Annotated in this window: 20 protein-coding genes and 1 pseudogene; 20 read left to right on the forward strand and 1 reads right to left on the reverse strand. The window is 34.7% G+C overall.

Annotated elements, in window-relative coordinates:
- The 13 genes and pseudogenes from AOC29_RS01650 to AOC29_RS01710 all read left to right on the forward strand — a co-directional run bounded on the left by AOC29_RS01650 (position 1) and on the right by AOC29_RS01710 (position 13,079).
- On the forward strand, positions 1 to 1,173 hold the full coding sequence (locus AOC29_RS01650) for a LegC family aminotransferase (protein ID WP_215296329.1): 1,173 nt from the start codon (positions 1 to 3) through the stop codon (positions 1,171 to 1,173).
- Complete coding sequence (locus tag AOC29_RS01655; RefSeq protein WP_215296330.1) at positions 1,173 to 1,787, forward strand: NeuD/PglB/VioB family sugar acetyltransferase; 615 nt, start codon at positions 1,173 to 1,175, stop codon at positions 1,785 to 1,787. The genes AOC29_RS01650 and AOC29_RS01655 overlap by 1 nt, the downstream gene beginning before the upstream one ends.
- Positions 1,784 to 2,812 carry an N-acetylneuraminate synthase gene (gene neuB, locus AOC29_RS01660; protein WP_215296331.1) on the forward strand — a complete coding sequence of 343 codons (1,029 nt, stop codon included), beginning with the start codon at positions 1,784 to 1,786 and terminating at the stop codon, positions 2,810 to 2,812. The genes AOC29_RS01655 and neuB overlap by 4 nt, the downstream gene beginning before the upstream one ends.
- Complete coding sequence (locus tag AOC29_RS01665; RefSeq protein WP_215296332.1) at positions 2,805 to 3,863, forward strand: nucleotidyltransferase family protein; 1,059 nt, start codon at positions 2,805 to 2,807, stop codon at positions 3,861 to 3,863. The genes neuB and AOC29_RS01665 overlap by 8 nt, the downstream gene beginning before the upstream one ends.
- Complete coding sequence (locus AOC29_RS01670; protein ID WP_215296333.1) at positions 3,860 to 4,576, forward strand: cytidylyltransferase domain-containing protein; 717 nt, start codon at positions 3,860 to 3,862, stop codon at positions 4,574 to 4,576. The genes AOC29_RS01665 and AOC29_RS01670 overlap by 4 nt, the downstream gene beginning before the upstream one ends.
- Positions 4,573 to 5,562 (forward strand): Gfo/Idh/MocA family protein, encoded by a 990-nt coding sequence (locus AOC29_RS01675; protein ID WP_215296334.1) that lies wholly within the window; start codon positions 4,573 to 4,575, stop codon positions 5,560 to 5,562. The genes AOC29_RS01670 and AOC29_RS01675 overlap by 4 nt, the downstream gene beginning before the upstream one ends.
- Positions 5,563 to 5,572: 10 nt before the next feature.
- Positions 5,573 to 6,868 (forward strand): annotated as a pseudogene (locus tag AOC29_RS01680) (glutamate-1-semialdehyde 2,1-aminomutase); the annotation flags it as partial.
- 25 nt (positions 6,869 to 6,893) lie between these two features.
- Positions 6,894 to 7,670, forward strand: coding sequence for an oxidoreductase (locus tag AOC29_RS01685; protein ID WP_215296336.1), 777 nt, complete (start codon positions 6,894 to 6,896; stop codon positions 7,668 to 7,670).
- Between the two features lie 32 nt (positions 7,671 to 7,702).
- Positions 7,703 to 8,473: a bifunctional 2-polyprenyl-6-hydroxyphenol methylase/3-demethylubiquinol 3-O-methyltransferase UbiG gene (locus AOC29_RS01690; protein WP_215296337.1), complete on the forward strand. Its 771-nt coding sequence runs from the start codon at positions 7,703 to 7,705 to the stop codon at positions 8,471 to 8,473.
- 38 nt (positions 8,474 to 8,511) lie between these two features.
- Complete coding sequence (locus AOC29_RS01695) at positions 8,512 to 9,669, forward strand: hypothetical protein (protein WP_215296338.1); 1,158 nt, start codon at positions 8,512 to 8,514, stop codon at positions 9,667 to 9,669.
- 14 nt (positions 9,670 to 9,683) lie between these two features.
- On the forward strand, positions 9,684 to 10,844 hold the full coding sequence (gene neuC, locus AOC29_RS01700) for a UDP-N-acetylglucosamine 2-epimerase (protein WP_215296339.1): 1,161 nt from the start codon (positions 9,684 to 9,686) through the stop codon (positions 10,842 to 10,844).
- Positions 10,845 to 10,912: 68 nt separating this feature from the next.
- The gene (locus AOC29_RS01705) at positions 10,913 to 12,037 is read left to right on the forward strand and encodes a hypothetical protein (protein ID WP_215296340.1); all 1,125 of its coding nucleotides are present in this window, start codon (positions 10,913 to 10,915) and stop codon (positions 12,035 to 12,037) included.
- Positions 12,027 to 13,079, forward strand: coding sequence for a hypothetical protein (locus tag AOC29_RS01710; protein ID WP_215296341.1), 1,053 nt, complete (start codon positions 12,027 to 12,029; stop codon positions 13,077 to 13,079). Before AOC29_RS01705 ends, AOC29_RS01710 begins: the two co-directional genes overlap by 11 nt.
- A 702-nt stretch (positions 13,080 to 13,781) precedes the next feature.
- Here AOC29_RS01710 and AOC29_RS01715 read toward each other — a convergent pair.
- A complete protein-coding gene (locus tag AOC29_RS01715; RefSeq protein WP_215296342.1) occupies positions 13,782 to 14,111 on the reverse strand; it encodes a hypothetical protein in 330 nt (109 codons plus the stop codon).
- A 30-nt stretch (positions 14,112 to 14,141) separates the two neighbouring features.
- On the opposite strand from AOC29_RS01715, the gene AOC29_RS01720 reads away from it, so the two are divergent.
- From AOC29_RS01720 to AOC29_RS11310, 7 genes are all read left to right on the forward strand, one after another.
- Positions 14,142 to 14,957 carry a DUF3473 domain-containing protein gene (locus AOC29_RS01720; protein ID WP_215296343.1) on the forward strand — a complete coding sequence of 272 codons (816 nt, stop codon included), beginning with the start codon at positions 14,142 to 14,144 and terminating at the stop codon, positions 14,955 to 14,957.
- Between the two features lie 8 nt (positions 14,958 to 14,965).
- The gene (locus AOC29_RS01725) at positions 14,966 to 16,702 is read left to right on the forward strand and encodes a carbamoyltransferase C-terminal domain-containing protein (RefSeq protein ID WP_215296344.1); all 1,737 of its coding nucleotides are present in this window, start codon (positions 14,966 to 14,968) and stop codon (positions 16,700 to 16,702) included.
- Positions 16,695 to 17,570 carry a glycosyltransferase gene (locus AOC29_RS01730; RefSeq protein ID WP_215296345.1) on the forward strand — a complete coding sequence of 292 codons (876 nt, stop codon included), beginning with the start codon at positions 16,695 to 16,697 and terminating at the stop codon, positions 17,568 to 17,570. Before AOC29_RS01725 ends, AOC29_RS01730 begins: the two co-directional genes overlap by 8 nt.
- Complete coding sequence (locus AOC29_RS01735) at positions 17,558 to 18,133, forward strand: sugar transferase (RefSeq protein ID WP_215296346.1); 576 nt, start codon at positions 17,558 to 17,560, stop codon at positions 18,131 to 18,133. The genes AOC29_RS01730 and AOC29_RS01735 overlap by 13 nt, the downstream gene beginning before the upstream one ends.
- A 45-nt stretch (positions 18,134 to 18,178) precedes the next feature.
- Positions 18,179 to 20,170: a nucleoside-diphosphate sugar epimerase/dehydratase gene (locus tag AOC29_RS01740; RefSeq protein ID WP_251370035.1), complete on the forward strand. Its 1,992-nt coding sequence runs from the start codon at positions 18,179 to 18,181 to the stop codon at positions 20,168 to 20,170.
- A 543-nt stretch (positions 20,171 to 20,713) separates the two neighbouring features.
- Complete coding sequence (locus tag AOC29_RS01745; RefSeq protein WP_215296347.1) at positions 20,714 to 21,115, forward strand: SxtJ family membrane protein; 402 nt, start codon at positions 20,714 to 20,716, stop codon at positions 21,113 to 21,115.
- A gap of 9 nt (positions 21,116 to 21,124) precedes the next feature.
- Complete coding sequence (locus tag AOC29_RS11310; protein WP_251370036.1) at positions 21,125 to 21,274, forward strand: DUF5989 family protein; 150 nt, start codon at positions 21,125 to 21,127, stop codon at positions 21,272 to 21,274.
- The last annotated feature ends 1 nt before the right edge of the window (position 21,275 follow it).

Consider the following 21,275-nt stretch of genomic DNA (forward strand, 5'->3'; position numbering starts at 1 on the left):
ATGAATGATGGTTCAAGTCTTGCAAGAAAAATATTAGGGGCAATAAAAATTGCAGTTGGCGAAGCACCAGCGGCCTTGCATGAGCCATACTTTATTGGTAATGAGTGGTTGTACTTAAAAGAGTGCCTTGATTCTAGCTTTGTTTCATCTGTTGGTAAATTTGTGGATCTATTTGAGAGTGATCTTGAAAAATTTACGGGAGCTAAATATGCGGTGGCTGTAGTAAATGGAACCGCTGCGTTACATATAGCGCTAAAAGTTGCAGGGGTTAAAGCTGGAGATGAGGTATTGGTGCCTGCATTAACTTTCGTTGCAACCGCTAATGCTGTTTCTTACTGTAATGCAATTCAGCATTTTGTTGATAGCGAGTCGATTACTTTGGGAATTGATGCCTATAAATTACGTGATTATCTAAACTCGCATACCGAACAAAAATCAAAGTGCTGTATTAATAAGACTTCTGGGCGGGTAGTGCGCGCAATTGTTCCAATGCATGTATTTGGACACCCAGTGGATATGGATGGCCTCATGAGAATATCGCATGATTTTAATATTGCTCTAGTAGAGGATGCAGCCGAATCTTTGGGTAGCTATTATTACGGTAAACACACTGGAACTTTAGGCCTCATGGGTACACTTAGTTTCAATGGAAATAAAACCATTACAACGGGAGGTGGAGGTGCCATTCTTACAAATGATTATGAATTGGCAAAATTTGCAAAGCATCTTACCACTACAGCTAAAGTGCCGCATGCATGGGAATATCGCCATGATGAGATTGGCTATAACTACCGTCTACCAAATTTAAACGCAGCATTGGGATGCGCTCAATTAGAGCAAATAGATAAAATATTAATAGCTAAAAGGGATTTATTTTATCGATATCAGAGGGCTTTTTCTGGGCTTGAGGGCTTGCAAATCTTAAGCGAGCCAAAAGGCTGCAAGAGCAATTTTTGGTTGCAAACCTTAAGAATCGATCCCGATAAGGTGGGATATCAAAATGAGATCTTAGAAATTACAAATGAGGCCGGTTTTATGACTCGACCAGCCTGGGCCCTAATGAGTGAACTAAATCAGTTTAAGGGTTGCCCAAGAATGGATTTAAGTACCGCTCGCCTCCTGTCGAGTCAACTGATTAATATTCCAAGTAGTCCAATTTTGGCGACTAGATAATGATTAAGAAGAATATTATTTTAATTGGGTCGGGGGGGCATGCAATTTCATGTATAGATGTTATTGAGAGTGGGCAGCTTTACGAAATTGCGGGTTTAGTGGGCATGCCCGAGGAGCTAAATACTTGGGTTTCTGGCTATCCCATATTGGGTACGGATGATAAATTGTTTGAATTGGCTAAAAGTTTTCGGTGCGCGCACATTTCTATTGGGCAAATTAAAAATCCAGATATAAAAATCAATTGCTTTAATTATGCGCTAGGGATGGGGTTTGAATTGCCACCAATTATTTCTCCGTTAGCCTATGTTTCACCAAACGCATCTGTTGGGTCTGGCACCATCGTGATGCATGGAGCTATTGTAAATGCAGGCGCAACAATTGGACACAACTGTATTATAAATTCAAATTCACTGATTGAGCACGGGGTAAGTATTGGTAACCATTGCCATATTTCTACTGCAACAGTTCTAAATGGTGACGTATCAGTTGATGATGAGGTATTTATAGGTAGTGGCACGCTGGTAAAACAAGGTTTGAAAATTGGAAAGAGATCAGTTATTGGCATTGGATCTATCGTGACTAAAAATATTAATTTTGGCAACTACTCTATATGAATAATAAAAAAATAATAGTAATTGCTGAGGCTGGGGTCAATCATAATGGCGATATTGCAATAGCGCGAAAGTTGGTCGATGTAGCGGCTGCTGCAGGAGTGGACTATATAAAATTTCAAACTTTTAAAGCCAACCTTCTTGTCTCTCCTTCAGCGAAAATGGCGTCATACCAACAGAAAGCAATGGGCCAAAATAAAACTCAATACGAGATGTTATCGGAGCTTGAGCTTTCCAATGAGATGCATTATGTGTTGAGTGACTATTGCAAGCAAAAAAAAATAGGCTTTCTTTCAACAGGTTTTGACATTGATAGCGTAAAGTTCTTGCTAAGCTTAGACTTGGATTTTCTAAAAATACCTTCGGGTGAGATTACTAATATCCCTTATTTGAGATATATAGGTAAGCAAAAAAATAAAATAATAATTTCTACAGGTATGGCAAGTTTTGGCGAGATTGAAATTGCCCTCAATACACTCGAAAGTATGGGCGCCAAGCGAAAAAATATTACCGTTTTACACTGTACAACTGAATATCCGGCCCCCATGCAGGATGTGAATCTAAGGGTAATGGAGGTTATTGGTGACGCTTTCGGTGTTAACGTGGGATATTCGGATCATACGATTGGAATTGAAGTTTCAATAGCTGCAGCTGCATTGGGCGCAACTATTATTGAAAAGCACTTTACGCTAGATAAATCTATGGATGGGCCAGACCATCAAGCGAGTATTGAGCCATCGGATTTAATTAATATGGTGGCTTCAATACGAAATATTGAGAAGGCAATGGGTGATGGTGTGAAGCGTATTTCAGCTATTGAGCAGGCAAATAAGATCGCAACCAGAAAATCAATCGTTGCAAAAAAGAGAATTAAAAAAGGTGAAATCCTAAGCGAGGAAAATATTTCAATAAAGAGGCCGGGTGATGGAATATCTCCATTGTTTATCGATTTAATCTTAGGAAAAAAAGCTTTGAAAGATTACATGGAGAATGAAAAAATTATCCTCATGGAGGATGGTAATGCTTGATTTTAGTGATGCATGGTTGAGTACAGTTATAAGCGAAGAATTCACAATCAAAGAGGTTATAGAAAATCTTAATAAGACAGGGTTAAAAATTGCATTAATCAAGGGGGCTGATAATAAATTGTTGGGCACTATTTCCGATGGAGATATTCGGGGTGCAATCATGAAAGGGGTTTCATTGAGTGAATTGGCAATCTCTATTTCAAGTCGAGCGCCTTTGGTTGTGCCTACAGAGGTTCATCGGGATACCGTAATAAAGTTAATGTATATAAATAAAGTCACTCATATACCCGTAGTCGATGATTCTGGAAATTTAGTTGGCCTGCACGCTTGGAATGAGTTAGTAAAATCTCCGCTGAATAATATCATGGTGATTATGGCTGGGGGAAGGGGGAGTCGTTTAATGCCTCACACTCAGGATACGCCCAAGCCAATGCTTCTTGTTGCTGGTAAGCCAATGTTGCTACATATTATCGAAAGAGCCAGTAATGAGGGAATTACTAAATTTATTATCTCCACGAACTATCTTGCAGATTCAATCAAGAATTACTTTGGGGATGGATCTCAATTCGGCGTAAATATTTCTTATTTGGAGGAAGTGTCACCCCTTGGAACTGCTGGGGCATTGGGTCTTATTGATTTTATTACAGATGAACCCATTGTTGTAATGAATGGAGATGTTATTACGGATATTAGCCTCTCAGAGCTTATTGGATTCCATCGGCGCCATGGGGCAGTTGCAACTATGGCTGTTAGGGAGCACGAATGGCAAAATCCGTATGGCGTGATTTTGACTAACGGTTTACAAATTACTGGCATAGAAGAAAAGCCAATTATTAGAAGTCACATTAATGCAGGTGTTTATGTAATAGATCCAGTGGCCTTGTCATTCCTGCAGAAGAATATTGCAATGGATATGACTACGCTTTTTGAGCTACTAAGGATGAATGCGCAGCCAGTAGTGGCGTATCCTATGCATGAGCCATGGCTAGATGTTGGTCGTCCCTCAGATTTAAGTTTGGCTAACTCTACGGTTAGGAGCGGCAAAAAATGATTAATGATATGAGGGTTTTAGCAATTATTCCAGCTCGACAAGGTTCGCGGGGGTTGCCTGGAAAAAATATTAAAAATTTATGTGGAAAACCAATGATAGCTTGGACCATTGAGTCTGGCTTGGAGAGTAATTATGTAGATACCCTTATTGTTTCCACAGATGGAGTTGACATTGCAAATATAGCCAAAGAATATGGGGCAGAGGTTCCATTTATGAGGCCCAGTGAGTTGGCCCATGATCACTCAACAACTTTATCGGTAATAGAGCATGCCATTAATTTTTATCAGGCAAGAAATGAATATTTTGACTACATCGTTCTGATGGAACCAACCTCGCCCTTAAGGTCTGCTGGTGAAATAGATTTAATGCTTGAAAAGTTAGCTAGATCTGACCGGGAATTTGATGCGATTGTCAGCTTGGGTGAGGTCAGTACCTATGTATCCGCATTGAAGAGAGTTTCTGAAGCTGGTCTAGTAGAGCAATATTTTGATGATCTCCCGACAGCTTCTCGCCGGCAAGATGTTGATCCAGCTTATTTTCCATATGGAGTGGCTTATATTATTAAAACCAAGGTTCTATTGCGCGAAAAAACTTTCTATCCATCCAGAACAATGGGGCATATGATAAGTAGCTTGCAATGTTATGAAGTGGATGATTTTAGTGATTTCCTTGCAGTTTCAGGTGTCATGAATTATCTAGAGGGGAATGTGTGAAATTTTTAGTTATTGGCCTTGGCTCTATGGGTAAAAGGCGCATACGTAATTTACAGGCATTAGGGGTTCAGAATATATATGGATTTGATTTGAGGTCAGATCGAAGGGATGAAGTATTAAATAAATACGGCATAAATTCCTATTTAACATTTGAAGATGCCATGGACCAATTGGATCCGAATGTTTTTATTATCTCTACGCCGCCTGATTTACATATGCACTATGCGAATATTGCATTGAATTATGGTATTGATTGTTTCATTGAGGCATCAGTTGTTGGTGCGGATGAGATACGAAGGTTGTCGAATAAAAATTTGAAAGAAAATTTAATAATCTCACCTTCATGCACTATGCAATATTTTCCAGGGCCAAAAAAAATAAAGGAAATTATTCTTGGGGGTCAAATTGGGGCGCCACTCTTTATTCAGTATCAGTCTGGACAGCATTTAAAAGACTGGCATCCCTGGGAGCGGATGGAGGATTTTTATGTGTCCAATAGAGAAACCGGTGGAGCTAGAGAAATCGTCCCGTTTGAATTAACTTGGCTGAATAATATTTTTGGAAAACCTGAAGTATTGTCATGTCATAAAACAAAATTATCCAATATAAAAATTGATATTGATGATATATATTGTTGTTTACTCAAGTACGAGAGTGGTGCTATTTTGAATTTAACAGTAGAGGTAGTTTCTAGTCCAAAAGCAACCAGAGAGATGAGGGTATTGGGGGAAAAAGGAGAGATTATATTTAGTGGAGATTCTAATAGCGTTAAGTATATTAATGAAAATTTAACAGAATGGGTTGAATATCAATTCGAGCATGGTAATGTTGAAAAAGGTTATATTAATCCAGAGAATCCTTATATAGAAGAAATGGGGGATTTTCTACATGCCGTTAAAAAAAGAGACTCGAGTCTTTTCCCAAATACCTTACTTAAAGATGCTGATATTTTGGAAACATTGCTTAATCTAGAGAGGCTATCATGAATTTAGGGATTTTATGGACTATCAATCAAGACTTTTAAAGGCAATTCCTGGTGGGGCCCATACCTACTCAAGGGGTCAGGATCAATTTCCAAGCAATGCCCCTGCTTTACTTAAAAATGGTAAGGGAGCCTACGTTTATGATCAGTCTGGAAATAAATACCTAGATTATGGAATGGGGCTTAGATCTGTGGTGCTGGGTTATGCTGAAGATGAGGTTGATTTAGCTGCATTTCAGCAAATTAAAAATGGTAATAATTTAACTAGACCCTCATTTGTGGAATTGGAGGCGGCAGAGTTATTTATTGACTTAATTGATTCCGTTGATATGGTCAAGTTTACAAAAAATGGTTCAACGGCGGTATCGGCAGCGGTTAAGCTAGCTAGAGCTTACACTGGAAGGGAGATGGTCGTGCGATGTGCTGAGCAACCCTTTTTTTCATTTGACGATTGGTTTATAGGCTCGACTGAGATTAAGTTGGGAGTTACCAAGGATGCCATCGAAAAAACAAAGACATTTAAATTTAATGATTCAAGTTCATTTGAAGAGCTGTTAAATGAATATCCCAATCAAATTGCATGCATAGTTATGGAGCCAGCAACAACAGTTGAGCCTTTGCCGGGATTTTTTAAGAAAGTTGAGGACCTCTGTAAAAAGAATGGAGTTATATTTATTCTGGATGAAATGATTACGGGGTTTCGGTGGCATCTTAAAGGGGCTCAATTTTTGTATGGAATAAATCCGGACCTCTGTACTTTTGGCAAGGCAATGGCTAACGGTTTTTCTTTGGCGGCCATTGGCGGCAGAAGAGAAATAATGGAGCTTGGTTCTATTGAGACCATAGGCAAAGAAAGGGTTTTCTTGCTATCTACAACGCATGGTGCGGAGATGGGTCCTCTTGGCGCATTTATCTCTACAGTTAATTTTATGAAAAGAAATGATGTTATTAATCATCTTTGGAACTATGGTAGTTCGCTGAAGGCGATGCTTAACCATAAGGCTAAATTGTTCGGTATAGATAAAAGCTTCAAGGCATTCGGGATTGACTGCTCGCCTAGTTATTCAATATTAGATCAGGACGGTAATAATTGCTTGGGCCTTCGCACATTATTTATTCAGGAGATGGTTAAGTCCAATATCCTACTGCCCTGGATTGCTCTTACTTTTAGCCATGGAAAAAAAGAGTTGCAAACAACAGAGATAGCGATAGATAAGGCATTTGCCACTTATAGGCTCGCCCTTGAAAGCTCTTACGAGAATTATTTGGATGGGCCGGTAATTAAGCCTGTTTTTAGACGATTTAACTAAATATTTTAGTGGTGTTGGAGATTAAATGTTTGAGTCACTTAAAGGGAGGGTTATAGTTGTGTTGGGAGGCGCCGGTCTCCTTGGTCGTGAAATCGTTGCGGGAATAGCGAATCATGGCGGCTTGGTTGTGCTTGTGGACAAGAGTAGGAGATTGGCATTAGCGGCTGCTGAGGATATGACTGGCCCTGATAGTTTGCCGATTATTGCGGAACATGTTGACATTATGAGTGAATCATCGCTAAATAATTTAATGCGACGGTTAAAGCGAAGATATGGAAAAATTGATGGTGTAGTTAATGCAACATATCCTAAAAACTCTACTTATGGTAAAAAGTTCGAAGATGTTACATATCAAGATTTTTGCGAGAACTTATGCTTGCATCTTGGGAGCAGCTTCCTTATCAGTAAATGCTTCAGTATTTATTTTAAAAAGCAAGGTTTTGGTACCATAGTTAATATTGCCTCAATATATGGTGTGATAGCTCCCAAGTTTGAAATTTATAACGGTACTGAAATGACAATGCCCGTTGAATATGCGGCGATAAAGTCTTCAATCATTCACCTTACGAAATATATTGCTAAATATATGAAAGGTTCTAATGTGCGCATTAATGCAGTAAGTCCCGGCGGAATTTTTGCAGGGCAGCCTATCGAATTTGTTAAAAATTACAATTCTTGTTGTCTTGGCAAGGGAATGCTAAGTAAGTCTGATGTTGTCGGCGCAATTCTTTACCTTCTGAGTGATATTTCGTCTGGAGTAAATGGGCAAAATCTTGTTATCGACGACGGTTTTTCTATTTAATTAATATTATATAAATAATAAGGACGTAGATTTTGGATGCAGAAAAATCAAGTTATTTTAATACATCGGAATATTTTTCTTACCTTAAAAAAAATTTTCCTATAAGTGATGAATCATATGGCAGGGATGAGACATGCAATCGTCCAAATGCCAGTGTTTTGGATGATTATTTAGCAGTAATGATGCTGTCTTCTGGTAATGCGGTTCTGGAGATAGGAAGCGGTCTTGGTAGATTGCTTCGAGTTATTATGAAAAGATACTCGATAACTCCATATGGAATTGATGTTTCTAAAGAGGCCGTAAAGCAATCAATTAAAGACCTTCCTGAGTTAGAAAAAAATATAAAGCATGGATTCGCGGAAAAAATACCATTTGATCATTTGTTTTTTGATGCAATTGTATGTTGGGGGGTATTTGATTTGACTGAGCAACATTTAGCGTTGTCTGAAATGATTAGAGTTCTTAAGGTTGGCGGCATCCTTCTATTGACTGGAAAAAATGATCAATATTGTGAGAATGATGAAGATGCGAAAATTGCTGAGATTAAATCACGCGAGTTAGGGCTGCCAAATCACTACACTAATTTCAATGAGCTAAAAAATTTAATACAAGGCATTGGTTGTAGTATAGAGTTATCACACTTCTTCATTAAACGTGGAGATATGGCCGCCAAAAAATATGTAACTGAAGAGCCAGAAAAATTTCTAGAATATTGCTTATTAATTAAAAAAGTAAGCAATACCTTTTCAGAGATCAGGCCTATAGCATCCAAATATTCGAAAATTTTGAAAGTGAGTAAATGATGGTGGGGAGTCTTTATGTGTGCCCAATAATTAATACAATGGGGCCAGTAACAGATCCGAAACATGATGATTTATTATCTTCATGGGGGGAGGTTGATCGCTGTGTAGGAAAGTATTTCAAAGATGATTTTAGGAGTGCATTAATAGACTCGAATGGGCGGCAGGTTAAGGTTTCATGGTTTCCTGTTAGTTGGTCAGGTTTTACAGAAAATCCAGTCAAAAGAGATTTTGGATGGTTTACGATTTACGATCATCTAGAGCAAATTTGGGGTCATGATATTGCTAAATATGATGATGGAATTTATTGGATGTACAACCATCCGGATAAATCCGGGGTTGGAAATGCATGGGGTTTAGAATGGTTACACGGTTGTAATTATATGGATATCTTGAATAGGATGATTCTTCATAGAGGATTTTTCCCAGGCGCCATACAAATACCAACCGCTGATACTGAGTCAACTAATTTTGTTGAAAATTTCTTTCCGTTTGAATTAAGTAATAGAGCTTCAAAAAAGATTAATTGGGAAAATATTGAGGCAGATGGGCGAAAAACCAAGGAGATATTGAAGTGGGATAAGGTAAGTCCAACCTGGAAATCATATCATCCAGATTTTTCTAATCACCAGGGAATGGGTGAGATGCACCATCATATGTTTAGAATTTTGGATATTAAAACAAGGATAATGTCTTTTCCTGAAGAAGAAATTATGAGTGCATATGAAAGTTGTGCGCAGGGTCACGATGTAATTATTGCCGGTTATGAGCATGACTTTAGAGACCGCGCTGATGCTGTTAAAGAGCTATTTTTAAGTCCAATTAATAGAATGTCAAAAAAATATCCAAAGATTAAATTAATAAATTCAAATTTTCATAATGCTGCCAGAGCAATAGCAAATAAAAATAGTAATCATTGCGTCTTTCCAATGTTTGAAGTTTCCTTAGACAAAAATTATATCCAGATCAAGTCTAATATAGAGTTATATAACTCAAATCCATACGTTGCAGTAGAGGAAATCCCGAGCGGAAAGATTTATCATGTAAACCCTACTAGAAATGGATATTTGAGTTGGGCTATACAAAGCGATATGCTGCCCTCAAAATATAAAATTGGAGTTGCGGCATTTTCCAAACAGGGGCTGCAGAGTGTGAATAGATTCGAAATAAGTAGCAAATCTGTTCTAACTTTAAATTAAAAGCTAATCTTTAGATGAGGATATGTGTTGTAACTGGTTCGCGAGCAGAATACGGACTCTTAAAGAACTTAATAACTTTAATCTCCAACTCTAGTCAACAAATATTGCAGTTGATAGTTACTGGATCCCATCTATCGACTAAATTTGGTAATACATATAGAGAGATTCAAAATGATGGCTTTCACATTGACAGGGAATTAAATTTATACTTAGATGTAGATGATCCCATGGGAATAGCTAAGGCTGCCTCCATAGGGCTAGTAGGCTTTACTGAAGCATATAACACCCTAAGGCCAGATTTACTTTTGGTGTTGGGCGATAGGTATGAAATATTATCTGCAGTAATAGCGGCAGCATTTTCTAGAATTCCAATAGCGCATATTCATGGAGGAGAATTAACGGAGGGAGCATTGGATGAGTCTATTAGGCATTCGATTACTAAATTTTCACACCTTCATTTTGTAGCAAATGAAGAATATAAAAAGAGAGTCATTCAGCTTGGTGAGAATCCCAAAAAAGTTTTCAATGTTGGTGGATTGGGTGTTGATGCGATTAAAAGTACAGAGCTGGTTAGTAGGGAAATTTTAGAGGAGATAACAGGAGTTAAATTCAATAAAAAAAATTTACTAATTACGTATCACCCTGAAACCTTGAGAAATAATCAGGAGAATAAAGAAAACTTCAGGCAATTACTATTGGCTTTAGCTTCACTTGAGGAAACTAGCTGTATTTTCACTATGCCTAACGCAGATGTCGGAAATGAAATATTATATGAAATGCTTCAAGAATTTATATCCCATAATAATTATGCATATTTAGTGAAATCATTTGGGCAGAAAAATTATCTAAGCTGTTTAAGTCATGTTGATGCAATGGTGGGGAACTCTTCTAGCGGTATAACGGAGGCTCCAACTTTTAAAATACCCACAATAAATATTGGCGATAGACAAAAAGGACGGCTCTCGGCTAAAAGTATTCTTAATTGTGGCGCAGATTGTATGGAGATTAAGAAATCAATTAAGAAATCATACGATAAGGATTTTAGAAAATTCATAGCTAACACCACAAGCCCTTATGGCGTTAGTGGTGCATCAAGTAAAATATTTAGTGTATTAAAAAATGTAAATTTAAGTTCATTGATAAATAAAAAATTCTATGATTTAGAGGGCTTTTAACTGTGTAAGACTTATTAAAATATGGGATATTAAGTCTAAAGAAATTTCACTAAAGAACGGTAATTGTATTGATTGATAATAAGGATTTAGTAAAAATACTGCGAGAGAGCCAGAATATTGACTCTCTTGTTTTAAAATATATTGAATTTAAAAAAAGGCAGGGCGCAGAATTTAAATCTGACAAAGTAAATAAATATTTACACTTTTTCTTTAAGTACAATGAAAAAAATGGAAGTATCTATGGCCCCACAACATTTTCAGCCTTTAATAACCTTAACCTCAGGCATTTCACGTCATCATTAAGAATAATGTATATATTACTTCTTAGCACAAGAAGTAATGGCGGCTTTAAGAAATCAGGCCAATATCCAAGGGCATTAATTGATTTTAATCTGAAGTTATATAAATATTTTTTAGGCAAAAAATATAATAATTACTACGGATGCATATTTGAAATCGAATATATTCCGGAATTAATTTTATCAATGGTGGTTAATGAGAATAGAATGATTGGTGTTCAGCATGGTTTTGGATACTATGAATTAAATAATATTCCAATAGCGATCGAGGAGATAAAATTTTATAAAACTTTTTATAGTTGGTATATTGGAAATAATGCAATTAATCAAACAAGATTTGGGTGCTTAAATAAAATAATTGGGTATATTAGAGGCTTTAGAGTAGGAAAAACAATAAATTGGATAGGTTCTACCAATCTAAAGAAGTATAAATCCACTGCATACGGTGATTACTGTTATGAACCATCAAAAAGACATATTGAATTAATTAGAAATAACATGCCGAAAGGGATGGCCATAAGGTTTTTCCCTCATCCAAATGGCTTAATGAATTATGATCATATTGATAGAAGAAAAGTAAAATATACAAAAAAACCACAGTGGAATATTGGCAGTGGACAATTAACAATAATGGATAATTTAAATCACACCATACTATATTATTTTATTGATTTTGAGATTCCATTTTTAGTTTTTATTGAAAATGAGTTATTGCAGAAGATTTCTGAAAATTTTATGCCAATTGTGAAAAGAATGATTGAACTAAATCTTTTATTTGTGGAAAAGTATGATAATTTAATGGATTATGATTATAAAAACTATATGATTATAAAAAGGAAAATTTCAATTCTAAAGAATGAAATTAAATGTGTGAATCTTAATAATGTCAAATAGACCATTTATACTAGTTGCTGGAAGATATTCAGAAAAATCAGCTGGATTAAAGGCTATGTATATGGTTTGCGATTCCCTTAATAAGATGGGCTTTAATGCGTACATTCTTGTACATCCGTTTTACCCACCCGCAAAAATAAATAGCTATCCATATCTTTGCCCAATACTAAACCAGGAAACTATTAATTATTTTAATAGTAATAATATATCCCCAATATTTATATATTCTGAGAATATAAAAGGCGCGCCATATGGGGGATCAGTTAGATTAAGATACTATTTGTATTTCCCAGGTGCTTGGGGTGGAAATATATCAGAACCCGATCATATGTTAATAAGCTTTTCAAGGGCTATTAGCAAGGATATTATTAAAGATGTAAAGTATTTAATGCCGCCTTTAATAAACACAAAAATTTTTCAGTATATCGATAAAAAGAATAATCAATCTTGTGGCATCTGTTATTATTCAGAAAAATTTGAATCTAATGGCGGAGTAATTCCAGTAGATATCAAAAAAAATGGATTGAAAATAACACGCTATTCATATCCTAATATGAATCAGAGGGATATATATGAAATATTTAAAGTGTCTAAATATTTTTATGTTTACGAAAATACTGGCCTTATTATTGAGGCTCTAATCTCAGGTGTTATTGTAGTAATCATGCCAGAAAGTGGAATTAGGAAAATGGATTTAGTATATGGACCAGAAATAAATTGGTCAGGCGTATCATTTGGAAATGCGCAGGAGGACCTTAATCTAGCAGAGCGCTCTTTACCATATGTACAGGAATATTATTCGAATATTATTTCTAACTTCAATAATAATTTAAAATCAATTGCTGTAGAGTCTTTCGGAATTCCATATAATTTTAAAAAAATTCCTGCCATTCCTGGGGGAGCTTACATTGATCTCCTTAATAATCTATACTACCCTCTCACAATAATTAGCATTTTAAGGGTACACGGAATAAACCATCTACTCAACTATTGCAAAAGATATATTAAGTATCATATCAATGCCTGTAAAAATTTATTCTAGATTAATCTCGTTTCTTGCAATTAGTATATTCTGTATATTACTACTATCTAACATTAATTTTTCAGAATATATCAATGCAGATGGTTATGAGCACATAAACAGAATGTGCGACGTCCAAAAAGGAATTCCTAATTGGGCATATTATAATGTTATTAATTTTTTAAACAAAATATTTAATTTTAATTTTGATTATTGTAGTTATTTATTATCATTAGATGAAAGTAAATTTACATACTCAAAAGATGATAATATTTTTAACCATAATTCATACGACAGCTTAAATTCTGCAAAAATATTATTTAATACTTTTATATCATCAATATTGCTAATAGTAATTCTATGTAATTTTAAAAACAGAATTGAATTGCTTGCAATTTTTACAAGTCCATTTATTTTCCTCTCCTTTCTATCAAATTCGACTGATGTATTGGTAAATTTTTTTTCATTTTTATTATTTTTAGCATTTATACGTGATAAATTTTTTTACTCATTATTAATTTTAACAGTCATAATGTTCTTTACAGATAAATCTTCAGTATATCCGTTGGGAGTTTTTTTATTTTTAATATTAGATAAGTATTTTCATATAAATTTAATAAATATAATATTTATTTTTATAATTACATTTTTACTAATAAATTTTTTAAAAATATACCCAGAGTATTTAGATTTCAATTTTATATATAATTTAAATTTATATAATCAAATTATTTCAACGCAAGAATACGGTAAATATTTTATTTTCGCATTTCCACTTTCATTATTTTCTACACCAAATTTTATAATATTAAATTTAGTTGCCATTTCGTATTTTACAATTTTGGTAATTATAAGTTCATTATCCATTACATATTTAGATATTAAATTTTTTTTAATATATTTCATTCCATTCTTTTTTATTGCAAGTCTCATCGGCGGGGTATCTATGGCAAGACACTTTCCATTGTTTGGAATTTTCATTATTAATTTAATTTTAAGTAAAATACTGAAAATATATTCTTTAGTATTAATTTTTTTAAATATTTTATTCATCGTTTTTCTAGTATTAATTTACGCATAAATATGAAAAATATACTTATTACAATGGACCTTGAGGATTATTTCTATGACTTTGGTGCTGAATACAATAGTTCTTACTATAAAGACACACTATCCTGTTTGGAACTTGCTGTTAGCCGTCTTGAGAATTTATTGTTTCAGAGTGGCAATACTATAAATTTTACAATATTTGTAACTGGTAATTTAGTAGACAAGTATCCAGAGTTTATTAAGCAACTATCAAAGAATCATGAAATATCATCACACTTATATTTTCATGATAATGTTTCTGAATTGAAACAGGATGAGTTTGAGAATCAAATTATTCGCTCAATTAGATCTATCCTACGTGCTACTAATATTTGGCCGCTCGGATATAGATCGCCAAATTTTAAAGTTTTAAATGATGAATATAATTCGCTAAAGGTATTATATAAATACTTTAGTTATGATTCTTCTTTGTTTAATAATAGTAATAATTGTTATGAGGGTTTAATAGAGTTTCCAATCCCCTGTTTTCAATTATTTGGTTATAAAATAAAAGTCATTGGAGGCACCTACTTAAAATTTATACCATTTATTTTTTTAAAGAAGGTTATTGATAATTCAATTAAATCAGGCAATATTCCTCAAATATATGTACATCCATATGAGCTTATTTTCGATTTTAGTTTTTTTTATAACCCATTTAAAATTAAAAATTGTAACATTATTAAAAAATTATATTTATTATTACGACAGTTACAATGGATTGGCCCATTAAATATTTTATTTTATTTAAAGTTAAAGTATATTATTTTTAATTACAAGCATATTGGAAGGTTAGACGAATGGATATAGGTGTATCTATGAAGTATGTTATTGGTATAAGCACTATGGGTAGCAGTGCAGCTTGTCTATTGGAGGATAATAATATTATTTTTGCGATCGAAGAGGAGAGGCTCTCACGTATTAAGAATGACTCTTCATTCCCATTTTTATCTATTCAGGCCTGCCTAGATTATAAAAATATTACTATTAATGATATACATACAATTAGCGTATATTGGAATAAATACGATTTCATCACTCGTTTATATAAAACTTTTTTTATTTTATTATCAAATATTTTTACTGACTCAATTAGGAAATCTTTTTTTAATTCAATATCTAATAAGTTCTTTGGAAATAATTCAGAACTTTCAGGTAGCTGGCTTGATTTATTCAAAATAAGATATATAGTTTCTCAAAAATTTAATGGCTTTACTGGAAATATTGATTATCATAACCACCATCTTTGCCATGCTGTCTCTGCATACGTAGTTTCAGATAAATCAGACTCTACTTGTTTGATTATTGACGGTGGTGGCGAATCAACATCAACAGAGCAATATATTATTCGTTCTGGAAATATAATTAAACAATTTAGTATTAAATGGCCAAATTCACTTGGGCATTACTATAGTTTTTTTACGGGTTTTCTTGGATTTAAAATGCTTGAAGGTGAATATAAAATGATGGGATTATCCCCATTTGGTTCCCCTACATTTGCTCCTGTTATTGAGGAAAATATTCTTAAAATATCAAAAAAATACTATAAGTTCAAGTTTAAGCTTGCTTCTTATCATTCGGCCTTAAATGGATATTACAGTAATAGCATAATTAAATTAATTGGTTTACCGAGACATTCATCTGATGTTTTTGATAAGCGTCATATGGATATTGCTGCTAGCGTTCAGTATGTTTATGAAAAAATATTACTCCATATATTAAATGCAAATCATAATAGTGATAAAGTATTACTAATGGCTGGTGGCTGCGCTTTAAATGTTTCAGCAAATGGAAAGATTATTAGAAATAGAATTTATGATAAAATTTTCGTTCCGCCCTGCCCGCATGATGCTGGTGCAGCTATAGGAGCTGCTATTTTGTCATCTTCTTCTATTTTAAATTATCGACTTGAATTATTTTCGTTTAACAATCCTTATTTAGGCCCCATCTATTCCGAAGAGCATATAGAGTGTGCGATTATTCAATCTGGACTGAAGTTCATAAAATTTCAAGATACTCAAAATTTTCTCGATATAGTTGCTTCTAAAATTTCAACTGGCTCTATCGTTGCCTGGTTTCAAGGGCGTTCAGAATTTGGGCCTCGCGCACTTGGTAATAGATCACTCCTTGCTGATCCACGTTTTATTGTGGTTCGTGATTTAATCAACGAAAAAGTTAAACAAAGGGAGTTATTTCGTCCCTTTGCCCCATCATGCAAGATAGAGGTTGTTAATCAATTTTTTGATATTGATCAAGATTCACCCTATATGAATATTGCAGCTGAAGTCTTAGCAGATGCTAGATCTATTATTCCTGCAGTGACTCATATTGATGGCACGGCACGTGTACATACTGTAAAAAAAGAGCTTAATGAGAAATATTGGGGGCTATTAAATTCATTTGAGAAAATTACGGGTGTAGGAGTTTTACTAAATACATCTTTTAATATTCAGGAGCCAATTGTTGAGACTCCAGAAGATGCTCTCGCTTGTTTTATTTCAAGCGGAATTGATTATTTAGCAATCGACAATTTTTTGGTTGTAAGAGATGAATAATAATAAAAAAGTTCTTATTATTATGGCAACTTACAATGGGGAAAGTTGGGTAAAGGAGCAAATTTCAAGCATTCTTAATCAAACATATAAAAATACTGAATTAGTTATTTTTGATGATTTCTCTACTGATTCAACTGTAGATTTCATAAGTAGCAATTTTCCTGCAATCAAGATTATTAAGCGTAGTAAAAATCTAGGCTCAGCGTCAAATAACTTCTTGCAGGCTCTTTCATCAATTGATTTGAGGCATTATGATTTCATATGTTTTTCTGATCAAGATGACTTATGGATGAATGATAAAATTGAAAGAGCGTTAGCTTGTTTTAAGGATAAAAAAATTGATGGATATAGTTCAAATGTAAAATCATTTTGGGGGGCTAATTTTAAAGATTGCAAAATTAACGATAAATCATATGATCAGGTTGAGTATGACTATTTTTTTGAATCTGCCGGCCCAGGCTGTACGTATGTTTTATCAAGGGAGCTAGCTTCTGATATACAACTTTACATAATTAAAAACGGAGCTAACTTGGTAGAGCACTACGATTGGTTTATATACGCCTACAGTCGAAGTAGGGGTTATAAATGGTTTATTGATAAAAATCCTTCATTGTATTATCGTCAACATAATAGTAATTTCATAGGTGATAATGTTGGTTTTTTAGCCTACTACAAACGTTTAAAAAACGTACTTAATGGTAGCTATAGATCCGAGGTTAATAATAACATTGATTATTTAAAATATAGTATTGATTATAAAAATAAAATTAATAGCAGATTATTTCTTGTGTGGAACTCATTCCACTTAAGAAGAAACCCTAGAGATAAATTGGCGCTATTCATTTTTATATTGTTATGTATATATTAATTTTTAAAAGATTATTTGATATATTTTTTTCTATAATCCTTATATTTTTTTTATCCCCCCTCTTTTTAATGATAGCTACTTCTATTTTATTGTTTGATTTTGGACCAATTCTTTTTTTTTCAGATAGAGTGGGCATTAATAATCACATATTTCGTATGCCTAAATTCAGAACAATGAGTACCAAGACCCCGGTAGTTGCAACTCATATTTTAGATAATTCTGAGGCTTATATTTCTAGACTTGGTAAAATTTTAAGGAAAACTAGCTTAGATGAAATTCCGCAAATATTTTCAATATTGATGGGATCAATGAGTTTTGTTGGGCCTAGACCTGCTTTATACAACCAGCTTGATTTAATTCAATTAAGACTGGAGAGGGGTGTGCATAAAATTAGACCGGGTTTAACTGGGCTGGCCCAAATTTCTGGCAGAGACTCCCTGTCGCTAGAAGAGAAAGCTGACTTTGATGCTATATACTCAAAAAATATTTCTTTTATAAATGATTGCGACATATTGTTTAAAACTGTTTTTTACGCGCTCACCTCAAAAAACATTCTGCATTAGCAAAATTACCTTACAGAGGGGTCGTTTAGGCGCACTTAATTTAGGTTGAATCGTATTTATTATCTTCAAGTAATTTTTGTTGCTACTAAGGCTGTGCTGCTTAGGCAATCCCGCCTTGTAAAGCGCGTCCTTATTATTTTTTTAGATGTTTTGCTTAGTCTATTTACGGTTTGGTTGGCATTTGGACTTCGTCTTGATGATTGGCGTTTCATGCAGGGCGGCCTATTGTGGGCACTAATCATCTCCTCTAGTCTTTCTATCCCAATTTTTAATTACTTCGGGCTATATCGTGCTATTGCAAGATATGCCGGCTCAGCTGTTTTTTATTCAATTACTAGCGCTTTCATTTTATATGGGCTTCTATTTTTTTCGATTTTTACACTTATTGGCATGGACAATGTTCCTCGGTCTATTGGTGTAATACAGCCTTTATTATTTTTTATTTCAATTAGCTCGGTAAGATTTCTCGCTTGTTACTGGTTTGGGGGGGGTAGTGTAAATAAAAAAGGGCGCCAATTAGACCCAACAGTTATGCTTATTTATGGAGCAGGTTCAGCAGGGCGTCAGCTAGCAGCAGCATTAAATGTGAATAAGGAAGTTGCTTTAAAAGGCTTTATTGATGATGACCCTCAATTACAGGGAAATACTGTGAATGGTCTGTGGGTATATTCCAGCCTCGACTTGAGGAGTCTATTAAAGAAATTATCTGTTACCGACATAGTATTGGCTATACCTTCTGCGAGTCAATCTCGTAGAAGGGAGATTATTGATTTGTTATATGGGTGTGGAGTCCGGGTGACTACAATTCCGAACCTTCTTGATATAAGATTAGGACGCATTAGCGCGGGAGATGTTATTGACTTGGATATGAATGACTTGCTAGGTCGTAAGGTAGTGCCGCCCAATATTTTATTGTTAGAAAAAAACATAAGAAATAAAGTAGTTTTAGTTACGGGTGCGGGTGGCTCTATAGGTAGCGAATTATGCAGACAAATTATCAAGTTTGCTCCTGAGAAATTAATTTTACTTGATAGTAGTGAGCATGCCCTCTATACAATAAGCGAAGAATTAAAGAGATATTTCGGCGGCGATAATGGCTGTAACATTCCGGTTATATTTGATGAAAACTATCCGACCGAAGTTTTTGATGGCCATTCAATTCGGCTTTCTACTTGCTTAGGGTCGGTGCAAGATAAAAATTTGATAGCAAATATTCTTGCTAAGAATAAACCTTCAACAGTTTTTCATGCGGCTGCATACAAACATGTGCCATTGGTAGAGTTGAATCCAATTGAAGGCATAAAAAATAATGTTTTTGGCACTCTTAATTGTGCAATTGCCAGTATAGATGCCGAAGTATCGAATTTCATTTTGATTAGCACTGATAAGGCTGTAAGGCCAGCAAATGTTATGGGTGCGAGTAAGCGTGTCGCTGAATTAGTGCTACAGGCATTAGCTCAATTTGCACGCTTGAAAAGCTCGACAATTAAATTTTCAATGGTTCGATTCGGGAATGTTCTTGGGTCTTCTGGCTCAGTGGTGCCTCTCTTTAGTGCCCAGATTAAGGCTGGAGGGCCAATTACTTTGACGCATCCAGAGGTGACACGTTTCTTTATGACTATTCCAGAGGCGGCGCAATTGGTCATACAATCCAGCGCCATGACTTCTGGTGGAGATGTTTTTATCTTAGATATGGGTGACCCAATAAGGATTTATGACTTAGCCATTAAAATGATTTACCTGTCTGGGCGTATATTGAGAGATGAATCAACCGCTAGTGGGGATATAGAAATTGCAATAACTGGGTTGCGTTCTGGTGAAAAGCTTCATGAGGAGCTTCTTATAGGAAATAACCCGCAGCCTACAGCCCACCCTAAAATTATGAAAGCGCATGAAGAGTTTTTATCTTGGGATAATCTAAGTATTGAATTAGAAAAACTCGAACGAGCGTTGGATGTTCGCAATCTTGATGCAGCATTAAATATTCTTAGCAGGTTGGTGCCGGGGTATGTTCGGAATGAAATCCACGGTGGCTAGGATATCCTGCGCTATGTCTCAAGAAATTTATTAACACTCAACATCAATCTTCTAGTCTTAAAATCGTTAAAAAAGAGATGATGTTTCAAATCATTTAATAATTTGTTCACGTCTCATAATTCCTGGGTGTAATGGCAGGCTCAGCTAGATAGAAAACAAAGAAATGAGCGGTGCAGTAGAATCAATATAAGACTAGGTTAACCATTACTCCAAACCCTGATTGATTTAAATGTAATGATTTTTTAATGGACAGCACTTACAATAAATTTTTAGCAATTTCTTGTATTTATTGATTTCGCAAAAAGTGATTTGATAACTTGGCCAGTGTTATTGTATTGATTACAAGTAGCAGTTGAGTTTGAGTTATGGCTAATTTTTCCTTAAATTTTGGGTTGACATAGTAAAGATTTCGAGGTAAAAAATTGTCATTAAGCATTAAACTCAAACCTAATTTTAAGTAATGATAACTATTTATTAATTGCTTAACCAAGCAGTAGTCACAAAGTACGATGTATTTTTATTGGAATAAGGGCTCAATACAATATGTCAAGTAACTCTAATTTTGTGGGGATGCCATCCAACGAAAAATTTGGCTGGGTTTTTAGCGTGATCTTTATTGTCACCTCCACTTATTTTTTTGGAAAACAAACTGCAGTTCCGGCAATAGCATCACTAATATTAGCCATACTCTTTGTTTTAACAACCTCTTTTACGCCAATTATTTTAGCTCCTCTCAACAAAGCTTGGTTTTTATTGGGGCTTTATTTGGGAAGGGTGGTAAGTCCTATTATTTTAAGTTTTATTTTTTTTCTCCTTGTTACCCCAGTCGCCTTAATTACGCAACAACTTGGCATGGACCCGCTGCGACTTAAAAGGCGGCAAGTTTCTAGTTATTGGATAGAAAAAGAACCGCTTGCAGCTTATTCATTTAAAAACCAATTTTAGAGAATGATTATGGATTTTCTTAAGGAGCTTTGGGTTTTTTTAAGTAGGCGTAAAAAGCTTTGGCTTTTACCAATCATAGTTGTGATGGTACTTTTGGGATCGCTGCTAATTCTTGCCCAAGGTTCAGTATTGGCCCCATTTATTTACACACTATTCTAAT

The organism is Polynucleobacter sp. JS-JIR-5-A7 (genome assembly GCF_018687935.1).
Classification (GTDB): Bacteria; Pseudomonadota; Gammaproteobacteria; order Burkholderiales; family Burkholderiaceae; genus Polynucleobacter.